This is a genomic window from Polaribacter sp. HA6-7, assembly GCF_055693625.1.
On the sequence record NZ_CM146338.1, the window covers coordinates 2757720 to 2774470 of the forward strand.

Here is a 16751-nt window from a genome sequence, read left to right on the forward strand (position 1 = left end):
AGAAACATTAACTTGGGATAAAAAGAAAAGAAAACAAAACGGATTGCCTCCTAACAGGTATTTCGAGCAGATGTGGGAACTTACCATAAACCCTGAAACAGGAAAATTAGATGATGGTGAGTTAAATGAGCTTAGAAAAAAGATAATGCAAAAAGAGTTTCTAGAAAAACCCCAGGAAACACTTCTAATGCTTGGAAAGAAAGAGGCCCAAATAACGTTGGTGGTAGAACAAGAGTTATTATGTTCGACCCAAATGATACTTCTAACAACACCGTTTATGCAGGTGGTGTTTCGGTGGATTATGGAAAAATACAAACATTACAAATGCAAATTCTCAATGGAGCAGAGTGCAAAATGTACCAGGAAACCTTTCTGTAACCTCCATTACTGTAGATCCTAGAAATTCTAATAGATGGTATGTAGGTACCGGAGAACAATATACCGCAGGAGATGTTGTTGGTAACGGTGTTTATGTTACTACTGACGGTGGTAATAATTGGTCTGCAATCACAATTCCTGCCGCCGGACCAGATTCTTTTGATTACAACGCTTCTAATTTATTTTTAAAAGGTATTTATTACGTAAACGATGTTTTAGCCTGGGATAACGGAAACTCTACAGAACTTTTTGTTGCCGTCGGAGCTCATGTTTACGGAGATTCTTCAAGTCCGAAAAATTGGTTGGGTTTACAGTCTGCTGGTATTTATAGATCTACAAATAATGGTAGTTCTTGGAGTAGAATAGAATCGTCAAACCTATCTTACTCTTTTGGTGGATCTACTTATTATTACATTCCTAATGATTTAGAAGTTGGTGCAGATAATAAACTTTGGATGGGAACCATTGGTTCTGCTCTTGGCGAAGGTGGCGGTCGAGTTTACAGCTCTACAAACGGATCTACTTGGACAGAGGCAAATGCTTCTCCTTTAACAGATTCTAATAGAGTAGAACTAGAACCATCAGCAACAAATGGAAATAAAATTTATGCTTTAACTCAAGGTGTTAACTCTCCTGTTCATATTTACGAAACAACAAATAGTTTTAGCACAATTACTTCTAAAGCTCTGCCAAATGATGCAGATACAGGCATTTCTGCAAATGATTTTACAAGAGGTCAAGCATTTTACGATTTAGTAATCGAAGCTGACCCTGCAAATGATAATATTTTATACGTTGGTGGAATCGATTTATTTAAATCTACAAACGGAGGTAGGTCTTGGTCTCAATTATCACATTGGTACGGTGGCTTTGGTCAACCAAATAATGTACATGCAGATCAACACTCAATAGCCTTTGGTAATAATGATGCTTCTAAAGTTTTGTTTGGTAATGATGGTGGTATTTATTATTCCGGCAACTCGGGTAATTCAATTAACTCAAGAAACAATAACTACAATGTTACACAATTTGTAAAAGCAAGTATTGGACCAGATGGTGTTGGAGATTTAAATGGAATTTTTTCGGCTGGTGCACAAGACAACGGTACACAAGCTTTTAGAGACGCAAACACAGCAAACGGAATAAATTCTTCTGAAGATTTAAGCGACGGAGATGGTTTTTACACTTTTGTAGATAAAGATGGGCAATACATGATTGCAACGTATGTTTTTAATGTAATTTATAGATTTAATTTACCATGGAATGGTCAAGGAAGGATTGATGGAGGAGCAACAACTTTGTCGAGTGATCAAAGTACTGGTGATTTTGTAAACCCGATGGATTATGATAGTAATGCAAATAGATTATTATCAAATCAATCTACAGCTAGCAGTAACTCTATATTAAGTATAAATGTTGCTTCTAACAGTAAAGGATCATTAACAAATGCTGCGTTAACTTCTAGTCCAACAGCATTTAGAGCTTCCCTTTCGAAAACAATGCTTGGTATGTTGGTTTGTCTAACGGCGGATTGGTTAAATTAACAAATGTCACCAATAATTCTGCAACATTTACAACAGTTAATAATCCTTTTATTGGCGCAATCTCTTCTATTAGATTTGGAGAAACTGCTAACGATTTAATTGTAACAATACATAATTACGGCGTTACTAGCATTTGGTATTCTTCTAATGCAGGTAGCACTTGGTCAAGCAAAGAAGGAAATCTTCCAAATATCCCGGTAAGAGACTTTTTATTGAATCCTTTAGCACCAAACGAAGCAATTATTGCAACTCAATTAGGTGTTTGGTCTACAGAAAACTTTAATGACACAAACCCTAATTGGTCTCAATCATATAACGGCATGAGTGATGTTAGTGTAACTTCTTTAGATTATTGGAATGTTTCTCGGCGACAATACAAATAATAAAATTATAGCTTCTACATACGGTAGAGGTGTATTTACAGGTACATTTACCTCATCATCAGCACCTGATACAGAAGCCCCTACCACTCCAACTAACCTAATTACTAGCAATATTACAGAAAACTCTATTCAACTTTCTTGGAGCGCATCTACAGACAATGTTGGCGTTACTAATTATGATATCTATAGAAATGGCAACTTACTAACAACTGTTACAAACACAAGTTATACAGCAACAAACCTAAGCGCCAATACCAACTATAACTTTTACGTTATTGCAAAAGATAGTGCAGGCAATAGTTCTGTTAAAAGCATCACCGTAAACGCAACAACATTAGCACCAGACACAACTGCTCCTACTGCTCCGACAGCGTTAGTTTCAAACAACAAAACTGATACATCTGTAAATTTAAGTTGGACAGCTTCTACAGATAATGTTGCAGTAACTTCTTACGATGTTTTAAACGGAAGTACAGTTGTTGGAAACACCGCAAATACTAATTTTACCGTAAACGGATTAACCTCGAACACATCATATTCGTTTTCTGTAATAGCAAAAGATGAAGCGGGTAATATTTCTACCGCAAGTAATACTTTAACTGTTACAACAGATGTTACTCCTATTAATTATTGTGCATCTCAAAGTTCTAATGTTAATGATGAATTTATAAGTAACGTACAACTTGGTTCCATCAATAATAATTCAGGCGCTCAGTTTTATTCAGATTTTACTAGTACATCAACTAACCTAGTAAAAGGTGATAATTATACTGTAACTGTTACACCAACATGGACAGGAACCAAATACAACGAAGGTTACGCCGTTTGGATTGATTTTAACAAAGATGGAGATTTTACAGATGCTAATGAACAAGTTTTATCAGTTGCACCAAATCAAAACGCAACAGTTTCAGCTTCATTTATTGTTCCGTCATCAGCACTAGAAACCTCAACAAGAATGAGAGTTTCTATGAGTTACAATGCTATTCCTACATCTTGTCAAAGTTTTTCTTACGGAGAAGTAGAAGATTATACTGTAAATATTCAAGCAGCATCCGCAGATACAATAGCACCAATAATAACATTAAACGGCGCATCAACTTTAGACTTAAACGTTGGCGACACCTATTCTGAACAAGGTGCAACAGCAACAGATAATGTAGACGGTAATTTAACATCTAACATAATTATTACTGGTAATGTAGACACAAATACAGCAGGAACATATATTAAAAATTATAATGTAAGTGACAATGCAGGAAATGCAGCGGCACAAGTTTCTAGAACAATAAATGTAAATACAATAAGTACTAATGATTGTGTAAACGGAGTATCAACTTTTCCTTATACAGAAAGTTTTGAAGGAAATTTAGGCGCATGGTCTCAATCTTCTTCGGATGATATTGACTGGTCTATTAATTCTAACGGAACGCCTTCTGGGAGTACAGGACCTTCTTCTGCAACAAACGGAAACTCATATATATTTGTAGAAGCGTCCGGAGACGGAACAGGTTACCCTAACAAACAAGCTATTTTAAACTCACCTTGTTTTGATTTGACTAATGAAACATCTGCAAACTTCAGTTTTAATTACCATATGTATGGTGCTGCAGATATGGGTACAATAGCCTTAGAAATTAGTACAGATAATGGAACAAATTGGACGAACATTTGGAGTGAATCTGGAAATAAAGGTAACCAATGGTTGTCTGCTAATATTAATTTAAATGCATTTATAGGATCTAGTATTCAATTAAGGTTTAATAGAATTACAGGTAGTACTTGGCAAGCAGATATTGCATTAGACAACATCGAATTATATAGCGGCAGCAGCAATAATAATGGTTGTACTGCAGAAGTAACTTCTTTTCCTTACAACGAAGGTTTTGAAGGAAACATTGGTAGTTGGTCTCAAAATTCAAATGATGATTTAAATTGGATTGTTGATGCGAACGGAACACCGTCTAACAATACAGGTCCTTCTTCTGCAACAGAAGGTAATTCGTATTTATTTGTTGAAGCTTCGGTAACAACACCGGCTACCCAACAAAACAAGCTATATTAACTTCACCTTGTTTTGATTTATCTAGTTTATCTGCAGCTTCGTTTAATTTTAATTATCACATGTATGGCGCAACAAACACGGGAACTTTAGATATAGAAATTAGTAATGACAACGGAGCTTCCTGGTCGAGTATTTGGACAGAATCTGGTAATAAAGGAAACCAATGGTTAAGCGCTAGTGTAGATTTATCGGCATACTTAGGTAATAATATTCAGTTAAGATTTAATAGAGTTACCGGTAATACATGGCAAGCAGATGTTGCCATAGACAATGTGAGTTTAAACAATGTTGCAGCCTCTAACAACATTAGCATAGTAAATAATGATAATTTCTTTAACACTACAGACGGATCGTTTAAGATTTATCCAAGTCCAGTAAAGACTTTATTAAATGTGCAGTTGTCTACTAACACTGTTAATTCGTATAAAATTATTAATTCTATCGGGCAAACAATAAAATCAGGCAAATTACAAAACAACTCAATTGAAGTTTCTAATTTAAAAATTGGTATGTATTTACTAGAAATAAGCGACGGTGAAGAGAAGTTAATTAAAAAGTTTATTAAAATATAATTTTAACCAGCATACTAAATAAAAATTAAAACACTACTAGACAATAATTTAAATTTATTGAAATACTGAATTCAGGGTTTTATATCCCTGAATTCAGGGATAGTGAAAATATACTGAATTCAGGGATTGACAAGTATGTACTTAACTACTATTTTTACAAGTATAAAAGTCATTTAATTAGCACCCCTAATGCGACCCCTAAAATTAAATGACTCAAAAACCCAAGCCTTTGCTTGGGTTTTTTGTTTCTTTGTAAAAAAATACAAGTAGTGAATTATTTATCAGTAGAAAACATTTCTAAATCTTACGGAGAACGCATTTTATTCGACGACATCTCTTTTGGTATTAATAAAGATCAAAAAGTAGCTTTTGTTGCAAAAAACGGAAGCGGTAAAACATCAATATTAAATATTATTGCAGGTTTAGATGTACCCGACTCCGGGCAAGTAGTTAGCAGAAAAGGAATTTCTATTGCTTATTTAGCACAAAAAGATGATATCAATCCTGATTTAACAATCGAAGAAACAATCTTTGCAACTGATAATAAAATTCTATCTATTGTAAATCAATATGAAAAAGCGTTAAAAAACTTAGACGACACAGACACTTACCAAGCTGCTTTTGAGCAAATGGAACAGTTTAATGCTTGGGATTTTGAAACGCAATACAAGCAAATTTTATCTAAATTAAAATTAGACGATTTATCTTTAAAAGTTGGTGCTTTGTCTCGGTGGACAAAGAAAACGTTTATCTCTTGCTATCGTTTTAATTAATAAACCAGATTTACTAATTTTAGACGAACCAACAAACCATTTAGATCTAGAAATGATAGAATGGTTAGAAGCTTTTTTTGCTAAAGAGAAAATAACACTTTTTATGGTTACGCATGACCGTTACTTTTTAGAACGCGTGTGTAACGAAATTTTAGAGTTAGACGAAGGTAAAATTTACAAATACAAAGGTAACTACTCTTATTACCTTCAAAATAAAGAAGAACGATTAGCTTTAGAAGCGACAAACTTAAGCAAAGCTAAAAGCTTATTTAAAAAAGAATTAGATTGGATGCGCAAGCAACCAAAAGCTAGAACTACAAAATCGAAATCTAGAACAGATGATTTCTACGCAATTAAAGAAAAAGCACATCAACGGAGAAAAGACCACCAAGTTCAATTAGAAATTAATATGGAACGTTTGGGAAGTAAAATTCTAGAACTACATAAAGTGCATAAATCTTGGGGAGAAAAAAAGATTTTAGATGGTTTTGATTATGTTTTTAAAAGAGGCGAAAGAGTAGGAATTATTGGTAAAAACGGAACAGGAAAATCATCATTTTTAAATATTATCACCGAAAAAGCACCTTTAGATGGTGGTAAGGTAGTTTTAGGTGAAACTGTAAAATTTGGCTACTACACACAAGCTGGTATTCAAATTAAAGAAGGACAAAAAGTAATAGAAGTTGTAAAAGAATTTGGTGAAGAAATTCCGTTAGCTAAAGGAAGAAGAATTTCTGCATCGCAATTATTAGAAAGATTTTTGTTTGACAAGAAGAAACAATATGACTTTGTAGAAAAACTATCCGGTGGAGAACAAAAACGTTTGTATTTATGTGCAGTTTTAATTCAGAATCCTAACTTTTTAATCTTAGATGAGCCTACCAACGATTTAGATGTTGTTACTTTAAATGTTTTAGAAAACTTTCTTTTAGATTATCCAGGAAACCTTTTAGTGGTTTCTCACGACAGATATTTCATGGATAAAATAGTAGATTCATTATTTGTTTTTAGAGGTGAAGGTGTTGTAGAAAATTTTCCAGGTAACTACTCAGATTTTAGAGCTTACGATAGTTCTCTTTCTAAAGACAATTCAGAAAAAACAACAATTAAAAAAGAAGAAAAAAAGCAACTAAAAAAAATACAAAATCTGCTTTAAGCTTTGATGAAAAAAGAGAGTTTGGCGCTTTAGAAAGTGAAATAGAAAGACTTCAGAAAAGAAAAGAAACAATTGAAAAACAATTTTTAAACGTAGAAATTGCTACAGAAGATATTCCAAAAAAATCTGAAGAATTACAAGAAATTATAGACAATTTAGAAGCAAAAGAAGAGCGTTGGTTAGAACTTTCTATGAAACTAGAAGATTAATTAATGGTTTTGTAAGATGAGAACAGTAAAGTTTTTTACATCACCCTTAATACTTACCGTAGTTATTTACTTGTTGTTAATTCAAAATTTAATACTTAAAGGAAGCTTTGAAGTATATCGTTTTTCTGAATACGAGTATATCTATAAATACGGTACTTATATTTCTAAAGTTTGCGTTTATATTGGCTTACTACTTTCAATAGCATCACCTTTTATAATTTGGCTACAGACAAAAAATAATTTTAAAAAATTTAAAGTAATATTAGCAATTGCTTTTTTACCAGCTTTTTATCATCTATTGTTATTTATACTTTTTAAATTTAATTAAACATTTACAATATCCTTTTCTTCTAACAAAGGTTGATTATTAAATCTTAATAACACCTGTGCTACCGTAATTGTATCTTTTTCGCAGTAATTAACTATTCTTTTAATATTTTTTTCTTTGTAATAAACTCTAGCAACTTCACTACCATCAATATCATCTTTTGGCGAAGGTATTCCTAAGATTGATGTTAATAAGTTTAGAGAAGTATAATGCTTGTAATCACCAAATTTCCATAATTCTAAAGTATCTAAATGCGGAATTTCCCATGGTTTTTTACCAAATAAATTAAGTTTTTTAGGTAATGGTAATTGATGTACAATCATTCTTCCGGCGATAAAAGGAAAATCGAACTCTTTACCATTATGCGCACATAATACGTTTGCTGGTTTAGAAAAATGTGTTTCTAATAAGTTTTTAAATTCGGATAATAATTTAAATTCATCATCACCGAAAAAAGAAGTCACTCTAAATTGATTTTTTTCATCATTCAAAACAAAATAACCTACAGAAATACATATAATTTTGCCAAATTCGGCCCAAATTCCTGCACGTTCATAAAATTCTGCTGCTGTAGTTTCTTCTTTTCGTTGATAACTTGTTTTTTTCTTAAATAACTCTTGAGTAGTTGTTGTTAAATTTTGCCAATTACTTTCTGCTGGCACAGTTTCTATATCTAAAAATAAGATATTACTTAGTTTTAATTTTAAATTCATCTTTTTCTTTTTCTCCTCTAAATATAGTCAAAAAAAGCTCCGATATAAATCGAAGCTTTCTTAATATTAAAAAGTATACTCGTAATTATCTTATTACCAACTTTTTTGTAGCTGTTTTACCATCTTCAGTAACCTTTACAATATAAACTCCTGCATTCATATCAGAAACATTTATTGTAGATTTTACTCCGGAAAAACTAGCAGCATAAACTTTTTTACCTAAAACATTAAAAATTACAATTTGCTTTACACTTGTATTATTTGTTGATACAGTAAATTCTTTATTTGTAACAGGGTTTGGAAATGTTTTAAAACCTTCGATACTATTTCTAGAAACAGCTGCGGTTGCAGGTTGAAAAGTACCAATAGGAAAAGGAGTTGTTGCAGTAGCATTATTTGTACCACCTTCTAGTCCATCTACACCACTATACGACCAATTAGTATCGGTAAAAGTAGTTCCCTGTGGGCTAGAAGTAGAATTTCTATAAGCCCAACCATCAAGATACTCCCAAGTTTCACCGGAACCATCTTTATTTACGTTACCAAAAACATCTATAATTTTTCCGTTTTCATATAATTCAATCGAATCGTCTCCATTAATATTTACAACACCTGTTATATAATCTGCATTCTTGCCAAAAAAATCTGTAAATCCAGCTTCGCTTGAAGAAATATATATAAAAGTTCCGGCAGTAACAGCTATAGAAGGAAAATTAAATTCTATGTCTCCATCCGTAGAACCTCCTCCGTTAGAAACAGAGCTTAATCCGAATAAACTTAAATCTGCAACATCTTCTAAAACATATAATTCAACTCCTTTTGGAATTCCACCAGTTAAGCTACCATCAAAAACACCTGAAATAATAATATTATTTGTTAATTCTCCGTATACAACTCCTTCAGCATTAAAAGTAACAGCTGTTACTCCTGCAGAAGAAAGAGTTACATCTCCTTGATAATTACCAGGAACTGTAATACCCGCTTTTAAACGAATGTAAATAATATCTTCAATTTTACCGTCAGCAGGTGTAATTGATAAAGAACTAGCAAAATCTGTATCTTGAGAAAAAGAAATTTCAAAATTTTCTGGTGCAGCAATAATAAAATCATCTGTTAAAAACAGACCTTCTACAGAAAAGTTTTGAACATCAGAAGGTCCTTCTTCTAGTGTATAACTAAATTTACTTAAAGATTCTGCATATGTAAATTGAGGATCTGCATTTTTTACCTCACCTGTAACTGCAATTGTAACAGATTCTGCACCCGCAGAACTTAATGTGATATTATCTGCAAATGTACCTTCACCTAAACCTTCTTTTAAACGAACATAAATTGGTGTAGAAGCAACTTCACCGAAGTTTGTGCTAGAGCAATAGATTGCGAATATGTACCAGTAGCATCAACCGAAACCTCAAAGTTTGTTGGAGCAGTAACGGTAATGTCTGATGTTAGGTTTGTACCTTCTACATTAATTCCTTTTTCTGGTGACGGCCCATTTCCTTCAAAATATTCTAATAAAGATATTGTACCAATTGTATTTATTGCTGGGTCTGAACTTGGAGCTGTCCAAGAAATATCATCTACAATAACTTGTTTTTCTGTTATATTTTTAATTTCTATCACTATATCTCCGAAAACATTTATACCAGAAACAGAAAATACGTGTTCATCAAAATCATCAAAAGCTACTGATGTTCCTTTAGATTCACCATTTATAAATAATTCTACTTGTCTATTTCCAGCACCCGTAAACCCTTTGTAAAGTTTCACAGAAAAATTTCCAATACCGCCGGATATAGTACTTGATGTTATTTTACTATCACTACTAGATCTTCTTAACATAACTGCTGGTAAAGTTACACCTGCAGTATTATTTGCATTTCTAGAAGCAACATAAGTCCAGGTTATTCCTCCATCACCAACAAAACTATTATCTGCATAAGAACCTGTAGCATTTGAGTTTGCAAAAGATTCAGAACCTTGGCCGTATGACAAAGCCCCAAAACAAAGCATTAAAAATAATGTAATAATGTAATTTTTTTCATGTGAATAGGATTTATGATTTCAAAAAACAAATATAACTTTTTAGATTTCTTATTTGTTATCTAATCATTAACAAACTCAATATCAAGAAGTAAAAAAAGACATTTTATTTTATCGTTAAGTAAACGTTATCTATAATCTTTTTAAAATTAAATGTTTGTTAAGGATACTTTTGCTATAATAATAATTACTATTTTTGATACTTATATTTATTTAAAATCATGAATAAAAGCGATATTAAAATACTATTAGTAGATGATGAACCAGATATTATCGAAATAGTTGGTTATAATTTAAGAAATGAAGGCTATCAAGTTTTTACTGCAAATAATGGCCAAGAGGCAATAAAATCTGCTAAAAAAAACACACCGCATTTAATTTTATTAGATATAATGATGCCGAGAAATGGATGGTATCGAGGCTTGTGAAAAAATCAGAAAAATTAATTCGCTAGAAAATGTTATCATCTCATTTTTAACTGCAAGAGGAGAAGATTATTCTCAAGTAGCAGGTTTTGAAGCTGGCGCAGATGATTATATTACAAAACCTATTAAACCCAAAGTATTGGTTAGTAAGGTAAAATCTCTTTTAAGAAGGTTAAAATCTGAAAAAGAAAGCGAAGAGACTTTTAAAATTGGCGATATAGTTATTGATAGAGAAGAATATGTAGTTTATAAAGCTGGTAAAAAGATTTTATTACCTAGAAAAGAGTTTGAGCTATTCTCTTTACTAACTTCTAAACCAGGTAAAGTTTTTAAAGAGAAGTAATTTTAGATACCGTTTGGGGTAATGAAGTTGTAGTTGGTGGTAGAACAATAGACGTACATATTAGAAAATTAAGAGAAAAAATAGGAGACGACCATTTTAAAACTGTAAAAGGAGTTGGTTATAAATTTGTATTACTAGAAGCAGATAAATAAATTTGCTTTTATGAAGTTTAAAAAAACCTATTCATACGCACTTTGGTCTGCAACTTACTTAACAATACTATCTTCTAGTATTGCTATAATAACATATTTTTTTAGTACAGATAAACTTAATTTAAGTACAGCAATAATTGCTGTACTTATTTTGTTTATCATCTCATTTTTTATAATTCAATATAGAACAGAACATTTTATTTATAGAAGATTAAAAAAATATACGAAAACGTTTCTATATTAGATGTTAACGATCTAAGAAAACAATCTGTAACCACAGATATCGAAAAACTTTCTAACAGAATGCAAAAATATGTAGAAGGTAAACGATTAGAAATTAAAAGTTTAACAGAAAGAGATTCTTTTAGAAGAGATTTTTAGGAAACGTTGCTCATGAACTTAAAACACCTTTATTTACCGTACAAGGTTACATTCTTACACTTTTAGAAGGTGCTATGGATGATAAAAATATTCGCGAAAAATATTTAGAAAGAGCCAACAAAGGTGTAGAAAGACTGGTAGCTGTTACCAAAGATTTAGATATGATTGCTAAATTAGAAACAGACGGATTGAAATTAAACATGGTTGTTTTCAACATTTTAGAAGTTATTCAAAATGTGTTTGATTTGTTTGAAATGAAAGCTAAAAAAAGAAATATCACTTTAAAATTCGATAGAATTTATGATTTTCCGGTTTTTGTTGTTGGTGATGTAGAAAAAACAGAACAAGTTTTAATCAATTTAATTGTAAACTCAATTAAATACGGTAAACCTAACGGAACAACCGTTGTTGCTGCAGATAATTATAACGACAACAAGTATGTTATTCGTGTAGTTGATAACGGTGAAGGTATCGAACAGAAATACTTATCTCGATTATTCGAACGTTTTTACAGAGTCGATCAAAGTAGATCTAGAGATCAAGGTGGTTCCGGTTTAGGCTTGTCTATTGTAAAGCATATTGTAGAGGCTCACAACCAAACAGTTTTATTAAAAAGTACTTATGGTGAAGGATCAGAGTTTTCTTTTACCATGGAAAAGGCTAAATAAACTACTACTTAAAGTTGATTTTTTAGATTTAAAACCTGTGTAATTACTCAAATTATTCAGCATTTTTTTATTAAAATCTTCTAAATTAGCAAACGGAGCAATACCTTTTTGTTCTAAATATTTAGCAAGATATTCTTGCTCACGGTTGATTTTTAGTAGGTATAAAAAACACTTTTTTTCTAAGGTGTACAAATCTAATATTGATGAATATCCTGATCTACATATAACTATTTCTGCTTCATTAATTTTTTGCTCTAACTCTTTAGATAACAAAAAATTATAGAAAATACAGTTATTACTTGTCCATTTCTTTTGCTCTTTTTCTACTTTTCCTAAAACAAAAACAATATTTCTAGCATCATTTTTAAATGCTGATATCAATTTATGCTCTAATAATGTTCTATTGGGTTCTACACCGGAAAGCACAACTAAAACATCAACTTTACTATCTTTAATTGTAGTTTTAGAAAACCTGCTTAAGGCACCAATAAATTTATATTTAAAGTTTTCTATTTTTGATAAACGCCCGAGAAAGTTCTGCATTTTTATGATCAGGAATCCAACATTGATCAAACTTATTTATTATTTTCTGATGAACTTTACTGGTTAGAAAAGTTGTAAAACCGGATAAAACATTTACTTGATGTGTTATATAGATAGAAGGAACAACCTTACTTCTTACACCAAATCTATTGTCTGAAATTACACCAACAACATCCTTATTAGCGTTAATAAAATTATTAATGACTTCTTGTTCTTTTTTAACCGTTGCTAAAATTCTAGCGATTTGTAAAAGTAATGTAAGCTTTAAATTTTTGTGGTAAGAAATATTGTAAGACGGAAGTTCTAAAAATTCTAAATTAGAAAATTCTTTTTTTAAAAACTCTAAAGAATTTCCGTCTGACGCAATTATTGGTTGATAATTATTTTCTAACAATGCGTTTATAATAGGCACACAACGAGTTGCATGACCTAAACCCCAGTTTAATGGCGCTATTATTATTTTATTTTTGGTGATAGGCATTTTATTTAAAGTTTAAAGCTACCAAATTTTTAAATAATAACTAAGTTTAAGAAAATAGTATTTACAGCAAAAAGGTTGCGTTAAGGACTGTAATGGCATCCTTTTTTCTTTTTCTGAAAAAAGATATAATGGAAAGCCTGTTAAAACGCCCAAATAAAAAAATTATACTAAATCGAAACCAATATCTTTTCTGTAGTTCATTTTATCGAAATTAATTTTATCGATACTTTGGTAACTTTTTTCTAACGCTTGCTCTATCGTATCGCCAAAAGAAGTTACCGCCATAACTCTACCTCCGCTAGTTACAACTTTACCGTTTTTAATTGCTGTACCGGCATGAAATGTTATAGAATCTTTTACATTTTCGAAACCTGTAATTTCTTTGTTTTTTTCATATGCTTCGGGTATCCGCCAGAAACCAACATTACTGTTGTTGCAGTTTTAGAAGTTACAGAAAAAGATTTTTCGTTTAAATTTTGATGTGCAACACCTTCGAATAATTCTAACAAATCTGATTCTATTCTTGGTAAAACAACTTCTGTTTCTGGATCTCCCATTCTAACGTTATATTCTACTACAGAAGGGTTTCCGTTATCATTCATTAAACCAATAAAGATAAAACCTCTATAATCGATGCCGTCTTTTTGTAAACCATTAATTGTTGGCTTTACCACCAATTCTTCTACTTTATTTAAAAAAGCTTCATCTGCAAAAGGTACTGGAGAGATTGCTCCCATTCCGCCAGTATTTAAACCAGCGTCACCTTCGCCAATACGCTTGTAATCTTTTGCTGAAGGCAAGATTTTATAGCTTTTACCGTCTGTTAAAACAAAAACAGACAATTCTATTCCTTTTAAAAATTCTTCGATTACCACTGTTGTAGAAGCTTCGCCAAATTTTTGATTAGAAACCATATTTTCTAATTCTGTTTTCGCTTCTTCTAAAGAATTTAAAATTAAAACTCCTTTACCTGCAGCTAAACCGTCTGCTTTTAAAACAAATGGCGGTTGTAATGTATCTAAAAATGCAAAACCTTCTTCTAAATTACTTTTTGTAAACGATTGATATTTTGCAGTTGGCACACCATGCTTTTGCATGAATTGTTTTGAGAAATCTTTACTACCCTCTAATAAAGCTCCGTCTTTTTTAGGACCAATTACAGGTATATTTTTTAGATCTGTATCTGCTAAAAAGAAATCATGAACTCCTTCTACCAAAGGAACTTCGGACCAACAATTACCATATCTACATTGTTTTCTAAAACTGCAGTTTTAATTGCTTCAAAATCTGAAACTCCAATATTTAAATTGGTCGCAATTTTATCTGTACCAGCATTACCTGGTGCTACAAAAAGTTGATTAATTTTTTTGCTTTCAGATAATTTTAATGTAAAAGCGTGTTCTCTTCCTCCGTAACCTAAAATAAGAATATTCATTGTTTGTTGTGTTGTTGTTATTGCAAATATATTTTAATTTCTTGACGAAACTAAATTCCCCACTTTAAAAAATACTTTATTGCAGAAGAAAGATGATAAAAAAATAGTTTCGCCTTTTTTGAAGAACCTTTTTGGTGCGTGTGCGTTATAATTTCTTTTGGATAATAATATATTTTCTTACCGGATTGATATACTTTTCTACAAATATCTGCATCTTCCATATACAAGAAATAACGCTCATCAAAACCATTTAAATTTACAAATTCCTTTGTTTTAAAAAGCATGAAACAACCATGTATAAATTCAGGAGAAAAGGGTTCTAACAAACTTTTACTTCTATATTCGTTTTCGAAAATCTTTTGTTTAGAGAGATTTAATCTTCTATTAACTAAATCAAAAGGCGTTGGGTTTTTTCTGCAAATAAATTGATTTTCATTGTTTGAGTACACCACTCTAGGACTTATAAATGAAACATCTTTTTGATGATCTAAAACATTAATTAAGTTTGGTAAAACCAATCTAGAAAATTGAATATCCGGATTTAAAATTAAATGAAAATCTGAGGCAACTTTATCTAAAACCAAATTATGAGCCTTACCAAAACCAATATTTTTACCTACAAAAATGTATTCTATATCTGCATGGTTAAATTTTGATTTTAAAGCATCCGTAGAATTGTTATCTACTAAAAAAAGTTTTTTAGAAACATTAGTCTCTAAAAAACTTTTAATTGTTTGCTCTAAAATATTCAAATTGTCTTTATAAAGTACAATAGTAGCGGTTATTTTGAATCTTGGTTTCATTAATATGCTTTCTCTTCTCCTTTAAATACATTTAAAACAGTTTGTATTATAATCTTTATATCTAAAAAGAAAGACCAATTTTCGATATAAAAAATATCTAAACGCACTCTATTTTTAATATCAGACTTTTTCTTAATTTCACCTCTATAACCACTTATTTGTGCCAAACCTGTAATACCAGGTTTTACAATATGTCTTTTTAAATAATCGTCTACCTCTTTTTGATATTCTAAAGACAGACTTTCTAAGTGCGGTCGTGGGCCAACAACGCTCATATCACCAAAAAGAACATTGATAAATTGAGGCAATTCATCTAAACTAGTTTTTCTTAGAAAAGCACCAATTTTTGTAACTCTTGCATCTCCTTTTGTGGCGTGTACTTTATCTGCAATCTTATTAAGTTTCATAGATCTAAATTTATAACAAATAAATTCTTCTCCATTTATACCTTCTCTACCTTGTTTAAAAATTAAAGGACCTTTAGATTCTAACTTTACTAAAATCCATAAAATAGGTATTAACCAAGATAAAACAGTTACACAAACAAAAAAAGAGAACACAATATCAAACAACCTTTTAATATAGAAGTTACCCGTAAACTCAAATGGTAATTTATTAACATTTAAAACCATCAAATCATCGTCATAGTAATGTATCGTTTGATTTTTACTATACAATTCTGTAGCATTAGGAATTAATTTTAAATCAATTTCTTTCTCTAAAGCAAACTTATTTACTTCTTTTATTTGACTATCGGTTAATGAAGAAAGTGAACAGTAGATTTCATCTACCTTATTTTTTTTAGTAAAGTCATAAACAGATTCTAATTTCCCCAAGTATTCACTATTCTTATAATTTTTATCGGAAAAGAATCCTAAGAATTTGTACCCTAAATTCGCTTTACTTTTAAATAACTTAATAATATTTTTTGAAGATTCATCGAAACCTAATACAACTGTCGTTCTAAAATTATTACCTAAAGATCTGTATTTTTTAAGTGCAAACGACCATAAAATTTTTATGACTGATATAGCTATCATTATTGACATTAAAATTACAAACTGATTATTAACAACATCTCCTTCTCTAAATATACCGAAATAAGCAAAATAACCTAATGCAAAAAATAAAATTTGTTTACCCAAAAGTGTAATTACACGTAAGTAACTTGTATAACGGTAAACCTTATAAAAACCAAAAGAATAACTAGATGCTAACCAAAACAGGGTTATATAAGATAAGAAAGAAAAATTTAGAAACTCTTTATCATAAATTAGATATACAATTAAATTAATAATTATGACATCTATTAAAACTTGCAAAGGTCTTATTAAATATGAAAATCTCTTTTTCATT

The 16751-nt window shown here is 30.8% G+C and carries 12 protein-coding genes and 4 pseudogenes; 8 read left to right on the top strand and 8 right to left on the bottom strand.

Annotated features, from left to right (window positions below; genetic code table 11):
• Nucleotides 1–347 precede the first annotated feature (347 nt).
• From ACZ1HD_RS15395 to ACZ1HD_RS15415, 5 genes and pseudogenes are all read left to right on the top strand, one after another.
• The gene (locus ACZ1HD_RS15395; RefSeq protein ID WP_472687938.1) at nucleotides 348–1922 is read left to right on the top strand and encodes a sialidase family protein; all 1575 of its coding nucleotides are present in this window, start codon (nucleotides 348–350) and stop codon (nucleotides 1920–1922) included.
• A complete protein-coding gene (locus tag ACZ1HD_RS15400; protein ID WP_472687939.1) occupies nucleotides 1895–2305 on the top strand; it encodes a hypothetical protein in 411 nt (136 codons plus the stop codon). The genes ACZ1HD_RS15395 and ACZ1HD_RS15400 overlap by 28 nt, the downstream gene beginning before the upstream one ends.
• Nucleotides 2280–4370 carry a GEVED domain-containing protein gene (locus tag ACZ1HD_RS15405; RefSeq protein WP_472687940.1) on the top strand — a complete coding sequence of 697 codons (2091 nt, stop codon included), beginning with the start codon at nucleotides 2280–2282 and terminating at the stop codon, nucleotides 4368–4370. The genes ACZ1HD_RS15400 and ACZ1HD_RS15405 overlap by 26 nt, the downstream gene beginning before the upstream one ends.
• Nucleotides 4364–4942, top strand: coding sequence for a T9SS type A sorting domain-containing protein (locus tag ACZ1HD_RS15410; RefSeq protein WP_472689373.1), 579 nt, complete (start codon nucleotides 4364–4366; stop codon nucleotides 4940–4942). Before ACZ1HD_RS15405 ends, ACZ1HD_RS15410 begins: the two co-directional genes overlap by 7 nt.
• A gap of 269 nt (nucleotides 4943–5211) precedes the next feature.
• Nucleotides 5212–7080: pseudogene (locus tag ACZ1HD_RS15415) on the top strand (ABC-F family ATP-binding cassette domain-containing protein).
• 324 nt (nucleotides 7081–7404) lie between these two features.
• On the opposite strand, the gene ACZ1HD_RS15420 reads toward ACZ1HD_RS15415, so the two are convergent.
• Together ACZ1HD_RS15420 and ACZ1HD_RS15425 are read right to left on the bottom strand one after the other, a co-directional pair.
• Complete coding sequence (locus ACZ1HD_RS15420; protein WP_472687941.1) at nucleotides 7405–8121, bottom strand: 3'-5' exonuclease; 717 nt, start codon at nucleotides 8119–8121, stop codon at nucleotides 7405–7407.
• An 85-nt stretch (nucleotides 8122–8206) separates the two neighbouring features.
• Nucleotides 8207–8845 carry a T9SS type A sorting domain-containing protein gene (locus ACZ1HD_RS15425; protein WP_472689374.1) on the bottom strand — a complete coding sequence of 213 codons (639 nt, stop codon included), beginning with the start codon at nucleotides 8843–8845 and terminating at the stop codon, nucleotides 8207–8209.
• Here ACZ1HD_RS15425 and ACZ1HD_RS15430 point away from each other — a divergent pair.
• Nucleotides 8754–9077 (top strand): hypothetical protein, encoded by a 324-nt coding sequence (locus ACZ1HD_RS15430; protein WP_472687942.1) that lies wholly within the window; start codon nucleotides 8754–8756, stop codon nucleotides 9075–9077. The two genes, ACZ1HD_RS15425 and ACZ1HD_RS15430, sit on opposite strands and share 92 nt — an antisense overlap.
• 361 nt (nucleotides 9078–9438) lie before the next feature.
• Here ACZ1HD_RS15430 and ACZ1HD_RS15435 read toward each other — a convergent pair whose 3' ends face one another.
• Nucleotides 9439–10116, bottom strand: coding sequence for a hypothetical protein (locus tag ACZ1HD_RS15435; protein ID WP_472687943.1), 678 nt, complete (start codon nucleotides 10114–10116; stop codon nucleotides 9439–9441).
• A gap of 269 nt (nucleotides 10117–10385) precedes the next feature.
• Here ACZ1HD_RS15435 and ACZ1HD_RS15440 point away from each other — a divergent pair.
• Nucleotides 10386–11084 (top strand): annotated as a pseudogene (locus ACZ1HD_RS15440) (response regulator transcription factor).
• A 10-nt stretch (nucleotides 11085–11094) separates the two neighbouring features.
• Nucleotides 11095–12133: pseudogene (locus ACZ1HD_RS15445) on the top strand (sensor histidine kinase).
• On the opposite strand, the gene ACZ1HD_RS15450 reads toward ACZ1HD_RS15445, so the two are convergent.
• The 5 genes and pseudogenes from ACZ1HD_RS15450 to ACZ1HD_RS15470 all read right to left on the bottom strand — a co-directional run bounded on the left by ACZ1HD_RS15450 (nucleotide 12098) and on the right by ACZ1HD_RS15470 (nucleotide 16750).
• Complete coding sequence (locus ACZ1HD_RS15450; RefSeq protein ID WP_472687944.1) at nucleotides 12098–12676, bottom strand: glycosyltransferase; 579 nt, start codon at nucleotides 12674–12676, stop codon at nucleotides 12098–12100. The pseudogene ACZ1HD_RS15445 and the gene ACZ1HD_RS15450 sit on opposite strands and share 36 nt — an antisense overlap.
• A complete protein-coding gene (locus tag ACZ1HD_RS15455) occupies nucleotides 12633–13157 on the bottom strand; it encodes a hypothetical protein (RefSeq protein ID WP_472687945.1) in 525 nt (174 codons plus the stop codon). Before ACZ1HD_RS15455 ends, ACZ1HD_RS15450 begins: the two co-directional genes overlap by 44 nt.
• A gap of 162 nt (nucleotides 13158–13319) precedes the next feature.
• Nucleotides 13320–14592: pseudogene (gene purD / locus ACZ1HD_RS15460) on the bottom strand (phosphoribosylamine--glycine ligase).
• Nucleotides 14593–14642: 50 nt separating this feature from the next.
• Nucleotides 14643–15395 carry a glycosyltransferase family 2 protein gene (locus ACZ1HD_RS15465; RefSeq protein WP_375240180.1) on the bottom strand — a complete coding sequence of 251 codons (753 nt, stop codon included), beginning with the start codon at nucleotides 15393–15395 and terminating at the stop codon, nucleotides 14643–14645.
• Nucleotides 15395–16750: an exopolysaccharide biosynthesis polyprenyl glycosylphosphotransferase gene (locus ACZ1HD_RS15470; RefSeq protein ID WP_472687946.1), complete on the bottom strand. Its 1356-nt coding sequence runs from the start codon at nucleotides 16748–16750 to the stop codon at nucleotides 15395–15397. The genes ACZ1HD_RS15465 and ACZ1HD_RS15470 overlap by 1 nt, the downstream gene beginning before the upstream one ends.
• Between the last annotated feature and the right edge of the window lies 1 nt (nucleotide 16751).